The following is a 14336-nucleotide window of genomic DNA, read 5'->3' on the forward strand; positions in this document are numbered from 1 at the left end:
TACTAAATTTACTGTATATCCATGTTAATTTAAAATTTGCATAGCTAATATGATTAAATCGAATTGTTTAAAATCAATATTTTTTGGGTTACGACATCAATATGATTCAGGATTTTATAGAAATTATCATTTTATCAGCGGTACAAGGAATATCTGAATTTTTGCCAATAAGTTCTTCGGCTCATTTGATTATAGTGTCTAACCTATATGATCTTAAAGCAAGCTCTTTGTTAATTGATATTAGTTTACATTTAGGTTCTTTGTTAGCAATAATTTTTTTTTTTAAAAAAGATTTATTTGATCTTAAACATAATCAAAAATTATTAAAATTAATTATAATAGGTTCAATACCACTCATTATTTTTGGGTATATATTTCATTCAACAGAATTAATACATCTTTTAAGAAATGTTAAAGTTATAGCGTGGACAACATTATTTTTTGGAGTCATTTTATATTTCGCCGATCAAAGAAAAATTGATCAAAATATTTCTACAAATTTAAATATCAGGTCAATTATATTCATTGGACTATTTCAAATACTTGCATTGATACCTGGGGTAAGTAGGGCTGGAATAACTATGACAGCTGCAAGATTTTTGAATTTCAACAGAGTTGACTCAGGTAAGATTTCTTTTTTGCTTTCAATTCCTGCTTTAGCAGGAGCAAGTTTTCTTGGTTTAAAAGATATATCAAGTGAAACTATAGAAATGAATCTATTAGTTATTATTGCAATAATTCTATCTTTTTTATTTTCTTATTTAACTGTAAAATTTTTTCTTAATTATTTAAATAAATTTTCTTTAAATATTTTTGTAATTTACAGAATAATAATTGCTCTAGTTTTGTTATCGATAATATATTTTTAAACACTTCTCTTCATTAAAGGTAGAAGTTGAGATAACAAGACTCCACATAAAATAAAAAAACAACCTAATAAATTATTTATTCCTAAAATTTGATTTAATAAAAACCATGCTGCTATAGTTGCAAAAACACCCTCTAAAGAAAAAATTATTGCTGCAGGAGCAGGTGTAATATTTTTTTGTGCATAAATTTGTAAAACAAAAGCAAATCCTCCAGATAAAATTCCCGCATATAAGATGGAGTCTATTTCATTTAGAATATTTTCAAATATAAATTCTTCATAAATTAATCCGATGACAAAAGAAAAAAGTGCAACCAATAAAGTTTGAATAGCCCCTAAGGTTAATGGTAAATTATATTTTGTAACTATAATTCCAGTAAAAATAATATGTGTACTCCAAAACAAAGCTCCTAGTATAACAAGAGTATCTCCAAGTCTTACTGTTGCATCATGGAAATTTGTAAGTAGATAACCACCAATTAAACATAAAACTACAGAAGGCCACACACTCCAATGTATTGATTTTCTTCTAAATAGAAAAATTATTATTGGTACCATAGGGACATAAAAAATAGTGAAAAATGCTGCGTTAGCTACATCTGTATACAAAAGAGCAACTTGTTGTAATGCTGAACCTAAAAAAAGTGATAATCCAATTAAAAAAGAGAGTGTAACAAATGTTTTAAAATCTAATTTAAACTCAGATTTAAATTTTTTTACCTCAAATAAAAATGCGAGAGGAACAATTGCTAAAAACCCTACAAAAAATCTTACGGCGTTGAAAGTGAAAGGACCTATATTGTCCATACCTGTATCCTGGGCAATAAAAGTGGTTCCCCAAATAAATGTACATAATAATGCACTAAATAATGAGACTGTTTTTGACATAATCTATTTTAGACTGCTAATTTGTAAGCAAAGTTTTTTCCTAAATTTTCTTTTAACTCGTTGTTAAAACGAGCAGCTTCTGCTCCATCAATAATTCTATGATCATAAGACAGTGATAAAGGTAACATAGTTCTTGTAATAAATTTTCCATTTAAGAAAACTTGCTTTTTTTCAGATCTTCCAATTCCTAATATCGCAACCTCAGGAAAATTTATAATAGGTGTGAAAAACGATCCTCCAATTCCACCTAAACTTGTTATTGTCATAGATCCACCAAATAATTCTTTCTTATCAATTTTAAGATTTCTACATTGATCACTAAGATTTTTAAGTTCAGAACTTATAAGATTAATATTTTTATTGTCTGCATTTCTTAGCTTAGGAACCATTAAACCATGTGGAGTATCCACGGCTATTCCAATATGATAATATTTTTTAACAGTCATTTTTCCAACATCAATATCATCGATAGAGCTATTAAAATTGGGAAATTTTTTCAATGAAGCGGTCAAAGCTTTGACAATAAAAGCTAAAGGTGTAATTTTTTTTTTTTCTCCCGTGTATATATCGGTAAGCGATGTTCTAAATTCCTCTAGCTCTGTGATATCTGCTTCATCATGATTTGTTACATGAGGAATATTTGTCCAAGAATTCATCAAGTATTTTGATGATAATTTTTTAACTCTTGGTATATCTTTTATTTCTACTTCTCCAAATTCTGAATGAGAGTATTCTTGTTTTATCTTTTCATTACTTTTATTTTCATTATTAACCAAGTTTTTAGATTTTGAAGCTACAAATAATTTTATATCTTCCTCAACAACTCTACCTTTGCGTTCACTGCCTGCAACTTGATTAATATCTACTCCAAGTTCTCTTGCAAATTTTCGAACCTTTGGACTTGCAGATGATATATTAAAAACTTTATTTTGATCAGTTAATATCTTTTTAATCTCTGGTTTTGTTTCTTGAGTTTTTTTAATATTTTTTTCAATTGTTGGTTTTTTTTCAATTTTTTCTTCTGCTTCATTAATTTTTTCTAAAATTAAGATCAAGTCACCCTCTGAAACTTTGTCTCCCACTTTTGTTTTTAAAGTTTTAATTTTACCCTCAAAATTTGAGGGAATTTCTACACTAGATTTGTCACTCTCTATTGTTATTATAGGATCATTCTTTTTTAAAGTTTGACCCTCAGATACTAAAACCTCAATCACTTCTACGTCTTTGAAATCTCCGATATTGGGTACTTTTATTTCAATTACTGACATTATAATTTTGTTGGCATAGGTTTATTAATATCTATTTTGTATTTTTTGATTGCCTCTTTAGCATACTTGGATGCGATAAGCTGTTCTTTAGCTAATACACTTAATCCATAAGTAACAATATGCTCTTTATCAACTTCAAAAAAATTTCTTAAATTTTTTCTAGTGTCACTTCGTCCAAAACCATCTGTTCCTAGTGAATAAAAACTTTTATTAACATAGGGTCTAATTTGATCTGAATTCATTCTCATGTAGTCCGAAGCAGCTAAAATAGGTCCTTCTGTTTTACCCAAACATTTTTCAACGTAGGACCTCTTTGGTTCCCTGTCTGGATTTAAAAGATTATATCTTTCTATCTCTAGACCATCTCTTCTTAACTCATTAAAACTTGTTACACTCCAAATCTCACTATCTATTTGATATTCTTTTTGTAATATTTCAGCACCTGCAATCATTTCTCTTAAAATTGTGCCAGATCCCAAAAATTGGATTTTAGTCTTTTTATATTTACTAAATTCTTTAATTTTATACATTCCTTTTATAATTCCTTCTTCACAAGATTTATCTTTGGGCATAGCTGGATGAGGATAATTTTCGTTCATAGTTGTAATGTAGTAGAAAATATTCTCCTTTTTTTCATGCATCCTTTTTAATCCATCTCTAAAAATAACTGCTAATTCATAATGAAATGTGGGGTCATATGATACACAGTTAGGAATAGTTGAAGCCATAATATGGCTGTGACCATCTTGATGTTGTAGCCCTTCGCCAGCTAAAGTTGTTCTTCCAGCTGTAGCTCCAATCAAAAATCCTCTAGACTGACTATCTGCACCTGCCCATGCAAGGTCCCCAATTCTTTGAAATCCAAACATCGAGTAAAATAGATAAATAGGTATCATTTCAATATCATGATTTGTGTATGAAGTTCCTGCTGCAATCCAAGAGGACATTGCACCAGCTTCATTAATTCCTTCCTCTAAAACTTGTCCACTTTTTTCTTCTCTATAAGAACTTAATTGTGCAGAGTCTTCAGGTTCGTATTTTTGTCCTTCATGAGCATAAATACCAATCTTTTGAAAAAAACCTTCCATACCAAATGTTCTAGCTTCATCGGGAATAATTGGCACCAATCTCGGAGCAACATTTTTATCTCTTAAAAGATTTGTAAGCATTCGAACTAAAGCCATAGTAGTAGACATTTCTTTCTTTCCTGTGGATTCTTTCATGTTGTCAAAAATATCTTTTGGAGGAGCCTTAATCGGTTTTGCATAAGTAGTTCTCTCTGGAATAAAACCACCTAATTGAAGTCTTCTTTCTTTAAGGTACCTAATCTCAGAAGAATTTGGATCTGGTTTGTAATATTCTATGTTTTTTACTTGTTGATCCGTAAGTGGCACATCGAACCTGTCTCTGTAATACATTAAATCATCTATATCTAGTTTTTTTGTTTGATGTGTAGTGTTGACACTCTCTCCACTTTTCCCCATTCCATAACCTTTTATAGTTTTTGCAATTACTACTGTGGGGCTTCCAATATTTTTTGAAGCTTTATCGTAAGCAGCAAAAACTTTATGAGGATCATGTCCTCCTCTATTTAATCTCCAAATATCTTTATCAGAAAGACTTGATACTAACTTTTTTGTTTCTGGATATTTACCAAAAAATTTTTCTCTCACATAAGCGCCATCTCTAGCCTTCATTGCTTGATACTCTCCATCAACAGTTTCATTCATTGTTTTAACTAAATGGCCTGTTTTATCATTTGCTAATAGCGGATCCCAGTATGAACCCCAAATCACCTTAACCACATTCCATCCTGCTCCTCTAAAAATTCCCTCTAATTCTTGTATAATTTTTCCATTACCTCTAACTGGACCATCTAATCTTTGAAGATTACAATTCACTACAAATATTAAATTATCTAAATTTTCTCTTGCTGCTAAGCCAATAGCGCCCAAGGATTCTGGTTCATCCATTTCTCCATCACCTAAAAATGCCCAAACTTTTCTACCTTCATCTTTAATTAAACCTCTATTAATTAAATACTTCATGTACCTTGCTTGATAGATTGCTAACATTGGGCCTAGCCCCATAGACACTGTTGGAAATTGCCAAAAATTTGGCATCAGCCATGGATGTGGATACGAGGACAGTCCACCTGGATTAACCTCTTGTCTGAAACTATCTAATTGCTTTTCATTAAGTCGACCTTCAAGGAAAGCTCTAGCATACATCCCTGGTGCACTATGACCTTGAAAGTAAACTAAATCACCTCCAAATTTATTGTTTTTTGCTCTCCAAAAATGATTCATTCCAACATCATAAAGAGTAGCTGCAGATGCAAAAGTTCCTATATGGCCTCCAAGTTCAGGAAATTTTTTGTTTGCTCTTACTACCATCGCAGCAGCATTCCATCTTATTAATGATCTAATTCTTCTTTCAATATTCTGATCACCATTCGACTTTTTTTCTTCACTAACTGGGATAGTATTTATATAGGGTGTGTTTTGTGTATAAGGAATATTAGCACCTTCCATATAAGCTTTATTAATTAATTCTTTGATTAAATAATGGGCTCTATGATTACCATCTTTTTCTATAACTTCTGAAAGAGATTCAAGCCATTCACTTGTCTCTAATGGATCAATATCTCCCTCATTTACAACCTGAATTATTTCAGGTTTTTCTTTTTTTATTTTTTGAATTGGTTTTTTTTGTTCTTGATTTTTTTTTAGTGAACTTTCTGCTTCTTGAATTAAATTCTCAGTATTTTTTGGAACATCTTGTGAAGAAGAAAGCTTTTGATCAACACTTGATATATTTAAAATTAAATCATCTTTTGAAACTTTATCACCAACTTTTACAACTATAGACTCAATCTTACCTGCAAAAATTGATGGTATCTCAACACTAGATTTATCACTTTCTATAGTTATAACAGGATCGTTTTTTTTAATTTCTTGACCTTCTTTAACCAATAATTCAATTACTTCAACATTCTCAAAATCACCAATGTCAGGAACTAATAATTTTTCAGTCATTTTTTTATGTCTTATACACTATAAAAAAGTTGTTAAATGCAAATCTTACCACATTCTGTTCAATTTTTTGACACTCTTTACATACATGCTTCAAAAATGATTAAAAAGTTATTAAAAACACTTATTCAACCCAAAGTTAGCACTTATGTAGATGCTAAAATATGGATACAAAAAATTTTGCTAGAAGAGAAATACGGAAAAATTAATTCCTAAATTCTCTCCACACACAAAGCTATACCCATACCACCTCCTATACAGAGTGTTGCACAACCTTTATTTTTTTTTTGTCTTTTCATTTCATGTATCAAAGTTACAAGTATTCTTGCTCCTGAGGCACCGATAGGATGGCCAAGAGCTATGGCTCCACCATTAACATTTACTTTATTTTCATCAATTCCTAATTCTCGGATTACTGCAATACTTTGAGATGCAAAAGCCTCATTAATTTCAAATAAATCGATTTCATCTAAATTCCATTTTGCTTTTTTACTTGCCACACGGACAGCCTCTATAGGCCCTAAACCCATTACGGATGGATCTACTCCAATTGAAGACCATGATACAATTTTTACTAATGGTTTTATGGATCTTTTTTCTGCTTCCTCTAATGAAGTTAATAATAAAGCTGCAGCTCCATCGTTAATACCTGAAGAATTACCTGGTGTAATAGTTCCATTATCTTGAAAAACAGTTTTTAGTTTTTCTAAATCTGACATTTTTAATCCTATCCTTGGATGTTCATCAGTATTTAAAATGTTCCCATCATGATTTATTTTTACCAACTCTTCATTAAATTTGTTATTAGCAATAGCTAATTCTGTTTTTTTTTGAGATTTTAAAGCAAATTTATCTTGTTCTTGTCTTGTTATATTATACATTTTTGCAACATTTTCTGCTGTTACACCCATATGATAATTATTGAATGCATCTATTAACCCATCATTAACCATTGTATCTAATAATTTATCTTCTGATATTTTTTTTTCATCTCTATAAAAAATTGAATGTGGAGCTAAAGACATATTTTCTTGACCTCCTGAAATTACATTATTTGACTCTCCTAATTTTATCGATTGATAACCTGATATAACAGCTCTAAGTCCAGATCCACAAACTTGATTAACTATGTGTGCTGGTTTAGAAATTGGAATTCCGGCATTGACAGCGGCCTGCCTTGCTGGGTTCTGTCCAGCTCCCGCAGTTAAAACTTGACCCATAATTACTTCATCGATTTCTTCTGCTGTAAATTTAGATTTCTTTAGAACTTCTTTTATAACTATAGATCCAAGTTGATCAGATTTTATGTTTTTTAACGACCCCTTATAAATACCAATCGGTGTTCTTATAGCGCTTATAATAACCACTTCTTTTAATTTATTACACATAAAATTTTAAATTTGTCTTATCATTAAAATACACTAAAAAATGGTATACTATAATTAAATAAAATTAAAAATGCGCCTGTAGCTCAACTGGATAGAGCGCTTGGCTACGGACCAGGAGGTTCTGGGTTCGACTCCTAGCAGGCGCACCATGAATAGGAAATAATATGTTTAAATGGTTAATTAATACTTCTTTACAAATGTCCGTAATTTATTTTTTCATCATAATTTTTGTGATTTTATTAATTTTAACTTTTATATTATAAAAAAATTATGTCTGAAAAGTTCGAACAAATTAGTATTAAATCAGGTTTTATGAAACATAATGGAGGTGTTCTATTTAGAAACATTTCTGCAAATGAGTACGAATTTAAATCAACTATAAATGAAAATCATTTAAATGCAGCAGGCATAACTCATGGAGGATATTTATCAGCGTTGGTAGATGCTGGAGCGGGCACAGCAGCACATAGATCTGTTGATAATGCACCATGTGTTACAATATCTTTGGATCTAAAATTTATTGGTGCATCAAAAATTGGTGATGAAATTACAGGTAATGTAAAAATCCTCAAAAAAACAAAAACTCTTGTATTTTTATTTTGTGAATTAAGATGTAATAATAAAATAATCACATCTGCATCAGGAGTTTGGAAAATTTTAAAAGTTAAACCATCTAATCTAGGACCTGGTGGTTAAGATAATTGAAATTAAAATGAGAACTTTTTATCCTCCGATTCGGTCATGTTTTAGTCCATTTTTGTTCTTTGACACTAACAACATCTGGTAGATAAAAATTTTGGTATACCAAAGATAGAAATGACTAAAAATAAAATTACCGCTGTTCTTGGACCAACGAATACAGGAAAAACTCATCTGGCTATTGAAACCATGTTGTCTTTTGACAGTGGAATGATTGGATTTCCTTTAAGATTATTAGCTCGAGAAGTATACGACAAAGTTATTAAACAAACTGGGATAGATAAAGTTGCACTAATTACTGGAGAAGAAAAAATTATCCCCCCCAATGCAAAATATTTTCTTTGCACAGTTGAGTCTATGCCAATTGATAAACAAATAGATTTTGTAGGAGTTGACGAAATACAAATGTGTTCAGATCATGAGCGTGGCCATATTTTTACTGACCGGTTATTAAATATAAGAGGAAATAAATTAACCATGTTTATGGGGTCAAATACAATTAGAAATATCATTTCAAATTTAGGTGATGATGTAGAATTTATAAACAGAAATCGATTATCAAAACTTACATACTCGGGTCATAAAAAGATATCAAGAATAGATAGAAAAACAGCAATTATTGCTTTCTCTGCTGAAGAAGTTTACGCTATTGCAGAACTTATAAGAAGACAAAAAGGTGGCGCTGCAATAGTGATGGGATCTTTAAGCCCAAAAACAAGGAATGCACAAGTAGAATTATATCAATCTGGTGATGTTGATTTTCTAGTCGCCACAGATGCTATCGGAATGGGAATAAATATGGATATTAATAATGTTTATTTCTCAAACTTAAAAAAATTTGATGGTCGAAAATTAAGGAAACTTAACTTGTCTGAAATTGGACAAATAGCTGGAAGAGCAGGTCGATATTTAAATGATGGTAATTTTGGAATAACTGGAGAGTGTAAAGAAATAAATGCTGAAGAAGTTAATTTAATTGAGAGTCATAAATTTGAAGAAATTCAATCTCTATTTTGGAGAAACTCAGATTTAAATTTTGATAGTCCAGGGGCACTTCTTAGATCACTAGAAAAAAAACCAAAGAACAGTTGGTTGAGAAAAATATATGAATGTGAGGACGAAAAAGCTCTAAAATTTTTTTTAAGAGAAAAAAATCTAGAAAATATTAAATTTGAAAAAGAGAAATTAAGTTTACTCTGGGAATGTTGTCAAATACCTGATTTCGTTAAAAAAACATATGGAAATCACTATCAGGTCATTGAAAGTGTTTTTAAATACTTGAATAGTGTAAAAAGCAGGATACCTGAAGATTTTATGCGCTTACAGTTAATGAAATTGGACAAATTAGACGGAAATGTAGATTCTTTGTCAAATAGAATTGCAAATGTGAGGACTTGGTCATATGTTTCTAATAAAAATAATTGGGTAGAAAATCAAAATTACTGGATAGAAAAAACAAAATTATTAGAAGATAAACTTTCAGATAGATTGCATGAAGAACTTACAAAAACTTTTATTGATAAAAGAGCAAGTGTCCTTGCTAGAGGTCTAAAACAAGACATGGAATTTGAGACTAAAATATTAGAAAATAATGAAGTAATGATTGACAATCAATTTATTGGAAAAATTAATGGACTTAAATTAGAGCTTGACCTAAAAAAAGGAGCATTAGAAACTGATATCAAATCTCTTAAAAAAGCCGCAAGACAAAGTGTCGGTCCTGAGCTTTTAAAAAGAATTGAAAATATAATTGAAACAGGTTTAATCGAACTTAAAGATGACTTTAAAATTTACTGGCAAAAATCACCAATAGCAAAATTATCATCTGGTAGAGATTATTTAACTCCAAATTTCGAACTTATAGTAGATGATATTCTAGAACACAATCAAACGCAGAAATTAATCAATTATTTAGAAAAATGGTTAAAAAATAAAATAGATACTACCCTTAAAAGTTTAATTGATTTAAAAGATTTAAAAGAAAAAAATTCATCTATTAAAGCGCTTGCTTACCAGCTTTATGAAAACAATGGTGTTCTTGAGAGGAACAAAGTTTCTGACTATCTAAAAAATCTTGGTCAAAATGAAAGAAAAATTTTAAGAGATCTTGGGGTTAAGTTTGGAAGATATCATGTTTTTTTGTTCAAGCTAATTAAACCTGAAGCAGTGTCTCTAAGAACTTTACTTTGGAAAAATTATTATCAAAAATACTTTAATTTACAGCCACCTACTTTTGGTCTTAATTTTTTAGATAATAACAAAATTAAAAATAGAAACTTTATGCTACTTTGTGGTTTTGAAAAATTTGATACGATTTATGTAAGGATAGATATTTTAGAAAGATTATTTGTTCAAATCATTAATTCAAATCCAGAAAAACAAAAAGAAATAAAGTTAGTTCCTGAAATGTTGAATTTATTGGGATGTAATAAAGATAATTTTAAAAAACTTCTTAAAAATATGAATTATAAAATTATTGAAAAAGAAAAGGATATTTTTTTTAGATATATTCCAAGAAAGAATATAAAAAAATCTAACAATAAGACTATAAAAGAAAGTCCTTTTGGTATCTTAAAAAATTTGAATTTAGGTTAAAATCTTATGTTATTTAAAAAAAAAGATAAAAATGATAATAAAGATTTAGCCAAGGTTGCGGCATTATTGATACATGCTGCAAAGATAGATGAAAATTTTGAAAATGAAGAAAAAAATATAATTAATCAAGCTCTTTTAAAATTAGGTGCTAAAAATCAAGATATAGAAGATATTTTCCGACAAGGAAAAAAATTAGAAGAAAATGCCAATCAAATATTAGATTTCACTAAAGAAGTAAAAAATATGGAGGAAAAAAAGAAAGTAGAAATTATAGAAACCTTATGGAAGATAATTTATTCTAATAAAGATGCCGATATATACGAAACAAGTTTAATGAGAAGACTTGCTGGATTATTGTATATTGACAACAAAATTATGGGCGATATCAAAGAGAAAATTAAAAAAGAAAATCAATAATGACCTACATAGTTAATGAAAATTGTATTAAGTGTAAACTAATGGATTGTGTTGAAGTATGTCCTGTCGATTGCTTTTATGAAGGAAAAAATATGCTTGTAATTAAACCGGATGAGTGTATAGATTGTGGCGTTTGTGAACCAGAATGTCCTGTGGATGCCATTAAAGCAGATACGGAACCTGGGAGCGAAAAATGGTTAGATATCAATAAACAATATTCTGAGCTCTGGCCTAATATAACAGAAAAAAAAGATCCACCTTCGGATCATGAAAAATATAAAGATGAGCAAGATAAGTTTAAAAAATATTTTAAAGAAAACATTTAAGAAAAAAAAATCAACAAAAATTAAAAAAAAAGTAACCTCAAAAAAAGTTACAAAAACTAAAAAAACATCGAAGATCATCAAAAATATTAAGATAAAAAAAAATTCAAAAAAAAAAAATAACACTACTATTGAAAAACCAGCAGAAATAAAATCTGAAAATCTAAGAATTTCTAAAAATACAGAAACAAAACCAGAAATTAAAAAAGTAAAAAAACAAGAAACTGAAAAACGAGAATATAAAATCAAAGATTACGTGGTTTATCCAAAACATGGTGTTGGACAAATAACTGAATTTAAAAAAATTAATATTGGTGGAATTGATGTAGAGGCCTATGTAATAAAATTTGAAAAAGATAAAGCAAATGGAATGGTTCCTGTAAATAAACAATCACATCTTAGAGCTCTTGCATCTATAAACCAGGTGAACAAGTGTATTTCAATACTTAAAAGTAAACCTAAAATAAAAAGATCTATGTGGAGTAGAAGAGCACAAGAATATGAGACAAAAATTTCATCTGGAAAGATATATGAGCTTGCTGAAGTTGTAAGAGATCTTAATAAAGGAGATGATTTAATGGTTGATCAATCATATAGTGAAAGACAACTTTTTGAAAAGGCATATGAGAGAATTTTAACAGAATTTCAAATTATTTTAAATTTGTCACTCGAAGATACACAAAAAAAATTAGATAAAGCTTTAAAAAGAAACTTGGCTTCTCAACCTCAAGCAGCAATTACTCCTGAGAAACAAACTCCCGGAGAGTTGCCAGAGGAAGAAAACATGTCTGAAAATGAACTTTAAAGATATAAAAAAAAACGCCTCCCACACGTAAATCGTTATGAGAAGCGTTTTTATTAAAGAATACTAAGTTACTATCTTCTTCTTCTTTTTTTAGCTTTTTTCTTAGCTTTTTTCTTAGCCTTCTTTGCTTTTTTTCTTCTTTTAGCCATCTTTAGCTCCCTTTAAGTTAAACGAATCAAATTGATTCGCTGTTACTTATTTTTATTTTTTTATACACGTTATGTCAATTCTTTAATTAAAGTTAAAATTTTCAAATTTTTTTTTTATATAAAAATAATTTTTTTTTATTTTAATAGTTAAAAAAGTTAATGTTTATGCGCTTTATAATCAAATATTTTTATTTAATTAATAAAGTTTTTCTAAATCTTCTTTGTATCTTTCTAAAATTTTTTTTCTTTTTAACTTTAATGTTGGCGTTAACATTCCATTTTCAATTGTAAATTCTTCTTTAATTAATTTAAATTTTTTAACTTTTTCAACTAAAGATAAATTTTTATTTAAATTTTCTAAATAAAATTCAATTTCTTTTCTATTTTCTTCACTTTCACTTACGATTAAAGCAACTAGATAAGTTTTTTTGTCACCGTATACAAAACTTTGCTTAATTTTTTCGTTTAAGCATAATAAATTCTCAACTTTAGATGGTGAAATGTTATCACCTCCTAAATTTACAATTATTTCTTTTTTCCTATCTGTTATTTTTAAATTTCCTTCTTTGGTAAATTCACCTATATCGCCTGTATGAAGCCAACCATTTTTTAAAACTTCATCTGTTTCTTTTTTCATATTCCAATAACCAAGCATAACATTCTCTCCCTTGACTAAAATTTCTCCATCGTTAGCAATTTTTACTTGGTTAGTTTTAAATGGTGGACCAACAGTCTCAATTTTTATTTTTCCAGGGATATTGCAGCTTACTACTGGGGAAGTTTCTGTTAATCCATAACCTTGTAAAGTTGGTAAACCTATGGAATTTAAGAATTCACCAATTTTTTGATCCAATGCGCCTCCGCCAGAAACAAAAGCTTTTAATTTACCTCCAAATTGATTTTTAATCTTTCTTCTGACCAATATTTCACAAAAAAAATCAATAATTTTTTCATTCAAATTAAGTCTCTTTTTATTCAAATTTTTTGTTCCAAGAAAAATAGTATTTTCTATCAATTTTTTTTTAAATCCTTTTTGTTTTGAAAAATTTAGAGAAATTTTACTATATAAATTTTGATAAAATCTTGGAACAGCTGTCATAATAGTAGGCTTAGCTATAATCATATTGGGTAACAGTTTTTCTAAACTTTCTGCATAAAAAATTTTTGCACCAAGAGAGATTTGTACATATTGAACTGTATGTTCATATGAATGAGACAACGGTAGCCAAGTTAAAAAAACTGGATCATCTTTTTTAACAAGTGAAAATAAAATTTCTTGTGCACCTTCACAATTTGATAAAATACCACCATGGCTTAACATAACACCTTTAGGATTACCAGTTGTTCCAGATGTATAAATAATACATGCAAGATCTTTTCTTCTAATATCTTTGTTGTAATCCTTAGATAAATTAATTGATTGATTTTGATTATAATTTTCTAAAATATTTTGGATATTTTCAATTTTATTATTCAATTTTTCAAATGATATAACTTTAACTTCACTTGAAACAAATTTTTCAATTTTTTTAAATTGAATATTGTTTGAAACAATACATATCTTTGGTTTGCAATTATTAATTATGTATTCATAATCTTTTTCTGAATATGTTGTAAACAAAGGTACTGTTACACCTCCTGAATTCATAATAGCCAGATCCCCTATCAACCATTCAGGTCTATTTTCAGATAACAAAACACATCTATCTCCTGAAGACAAATTTTTACTTAAGTAATCAGATAAAATTAAAATATTTTCTTTAACTTGCTCCCAAGTTAAAAAATTTTTTTGATTATTTTTTAATGATTTTAGAAATGGCCTATCAGAAACAGAACTTAATTCTTCATATTTTTTAAAAAAAAATTCGACTAAACTATTTATTCTATTTAATTCCATAATT

12 protein-coding genes and 1 tRNA gene are annotated in these 14336 nt (G+C 28.7%); 8 read left to right on the forward strand and 5 right to left on the reverse strand.

All coding sequences use genetic code 11. The features are described from left to right. Positions 1–101 precede the first annotated feature (101 nt). Positions 102–869: an undecaprenyl-diphosphate phosphatase gene (locus ACTTAV_RS00725; protein WP_440669532.1), complete on the forward strand. Its 768-nt coding sequence runs from the start codon at positions 102–104 to the stop codon at positions 867–869. On the opposite strand, the gene ACTTAV_RS00730 is transcribed toward ACTTAV_RS00725, so the two are convergent. Genes ACTTAV_RS00730 through aceE form a run of 3 tightly spaced genes read right to left on the reverse strand, consistent with a single transcriptional unit; the run spans position 866 to position 6062 of the window. Continuing rightward, complete coding sequence (locus ACTTAV_RS00730; protein WP_440669533.1) at positions 866–1756, reverse strand: DMT family transporter; 891 nt, start codon at positions 1754–1756, stop codon at positions 866–868. The two genes, ACTTAV_RS00725 and ACTTAV_RS00730, sit on opposite strands and share 4 nt — an antisense overlap. Before the next feature lie 8 nt (positions 1757–1764). Then, a complete protein-coding gene (locus ACTTAV_RS00735) occupies positions 1765–3024 on the reverse strand; it encodes a 2-oxo acid dehydrogenase subunit E2 (RefSeq protein ID WP_440669535.1) in 1260 nt (419 codons plus the stop codon). Next, a complete protein-coding gene (aceE, locus tag ACTTAV_RS00740) occupies positions 3024–6062 on the reverse strand; it encodes a pyruvate dehydrogenase (acetyl-transferring), homodimeric type (protein ID WP_440669537.1) in 3039 nt (1012 codons plus the stop codon). Before aceE ends, ACTTAV_RS00735 begins: the two co-directional genes overlap by 1 nt. A 36-nt stretch (positions 6063–6098) precedes the next feature. On the opposite strand from aceE, the gene ACTTAV_RS00745 reads away from it, so the two are divergent. Further along, positions 6099–6275, forward strand: a complete 177-nt coding sequence (locus ACTTAV_RS00745) for a hypothetical protein (RefSeq protein ID WP_440669539.1) — start codon at positions 6099–6101, stop codon at positions 6273–6275. Here the strand turns inward: ACTTAV_RS00745 and ACTTAV_RS00750 are convergent. Further along, positions 6272–7447, reverse strand: a complete 1176-nt coding sequence (locus ACTTAV_RS00750; RefSeq protein ID WP_440669540.1) for an acetyl-CoA C-acetyltransferase — start codon at positions 7445–7447, stop codon at positions 6272–6274. The two genes, ACTTAV_RS00745 and ACTTAV_RS00750, sit on opposite strands and share 4 nt — an antisense overlap. 72 nt (positions 7448–7519) lie before the next feature. On the opposite strand from ACTTAV_RS00750, the gene ACTTAV_RS00755 reads away from it, so the two are divergent. From ACTTAV_RS00755 to ACTTAV_RS00780, 6 genes are all read left to right on the forward strand, one after another. Beyond that, positions 7520–7596 (forward strand) — tRNA-Arg (locus ACTTAV_RS00755). 121 nt (positions 7597–7717) lie between these two features. Next, positions 7718–8143 carry a PaaI family thioesterase gene (locus tag ACTTAV_RS00760; protein ID WP_440669541.1) on the forward strand — a complete coding sequence of 142 codons (426 nt, stop codon included), beginning with the start codon at positions 7718–7720 and terminating at the stop codon, positions 8141–8143. Between the two features lie 120 nt (positions 8144–8263). Further along, complete coding sequence (locus ACTTAV_RS00765; RefSeq protein ID WP_440669542.1) at positions 8264–10741, forward strand: helicase-related protein; 2478 nt, start codon at positions 8264–8266, stop codon at positions 10739–10741. Between the two features lie 6 nt (positions 10742–10747). Beyond that, on the forward strand, positions 10748–11158 hold the full coding sequence (locus ACTTAV_RS00770) for a TerB family tellurite resistance protein (protein ID WP_440669543.1): 411 nt from the start codon (positions 10748–10750) through the stop codon (positions 11156–11158). After that, positions 11158–11484, forward strand: a complete 327-nt coding sequence (gene fdxA / locus ACTTAV_RS00775; protein WP_440669544.1) for a ferredoxin FdxA — start codon at positions 11158–11160, stop codon at positions 11482–11484. The genes ACTTAV_RS00770 and fdxA overlap by 1 nt, the downstream gene beginning before the upstream one ends. After that, positions 11426–12286: a CarD family transcriptional regulator gene (locus ACTTAV_RS00780; protein WP_440669545.1), complete on the forward strand. Its 861-nt coding sequence runs from the start codon at positions 11426–11428 to the stop codon at positions 12284–12286. The genes fdxA and ACTTAV_RS00780 overlap by 59 nt, the downstream gene beginning before the upstream one ends. Before the next feature lie 345 nt (positions 12287–12631). Here the strand turns inward: ACTTAV_RS00780 and ACTTAV_RS00785 are convergent, their stop codons facing one another. Further along, positions 12632–14332, reverse strand: a complete 1701-nt coding sequence (locus tag ACTTAV_RS00785) for an AMP-dependent synthetase/ligase (protein WP_440669546.1) — start codon at positions 14330–14332, stop codon at positions 12632–12634. Between the last annotated feature and the right edge of the window lie 4 nt (positions 14333–14336).

Origin of the sequence: Candidatus Pelagibacter sp. HIMB1483, from assembly GCF_052048135.1 — a bacterium.
Classification (GTDB): Bacteria; Pseudomonadota; Alphaproteobacteria; order Pelagibacterales; family Pelagibacteraceae; genus Pelagibacter.

Bases quoted from the DNA above. Each gene is read 5' to 3' on its own strand.
- ACTTAV_RS00765 (WP_440669542.1), top strand. From the start codon at position 8,264: ATGACTAAAAATAAAATTACCGCTGTTCTTGGACCAACGAATACAGGA.
- ACTTAV_RS00785 (WP_440669546.1), bottom strand. From the start codon at position 14,332: ATGGAATTAAATAGAATAAATAGTTTAGTCGAATTTTTTTTTAAAAAA.
- fdxA (WP_440669544.1), top strand. From the start codon at position 11,158: ATGACCTACATAGTTAATGAAAATTGTATTAAGTGTAAACTAATGGAT.
- ACTTAV_RS00730 (WP_440669533.1), bottom strand. From the start codon at position 1,756: ATGTCAAAAACAGTCTCATTATTTAGTGCATTATTATGTACATTTATT.
- ACTTAV_RS00750 (WP_440669540.1), bottom strand. From the start codon at position 7,447: ATGTGTAATAAATTAAAAGAAGTGGTTATTATAAGCGCTATAAGAACA.
- ACTTAV_RS00770 (WP_440669543.1), top strand. From the start codon at position 10,748: ATGTTATTTAAAAAAAAAGATAAAAATGATAATAAAGATTTAGCCAAG.
- ACTTAV_RS00725 (WP_440669532.1), top strand. From the start codon at position 102: ATGATTCAGGATTTTATAGAAATTATCATTTTATCAGCGGTACAAGGA.
- ACTTAV_RS00760 (WP_440669541.1), top strand. From the start codon at position 7,718: ATGTCTGAAAAGTTCGAACAAATTAGTATTAAATCAGGTTTTATGAAA.
- ACTTAV_RS00745 (WP_440669539.1), top strand. From the start codon at position 6,099: ATGCAAATCTTACCACATTCTGTTCAATTTTTTGACACTCTTTACATA.
- aceE (WP_440669537.1), bottom strand. From the start codon at position 6,062: ATGACTGAAAAATTATTAGTTCCTGACATTGGTGATTTTGAGAATGTT.
- ACTTAV_RS00735 (WP_440669535.1), bottom strand. From the start codon at position 3,024: ATGTCAGTAATTGAAATAAAAGTACCCAATATCGGAGATTTCAAAGAC.
- ACTTAV_RS00780 (WP_440669545.1), top strand. From the start codon at position 11,426: ATGAAAAATATAAAGATGAGCAAGATAAGTTTAAAAAATATTTTAAAG.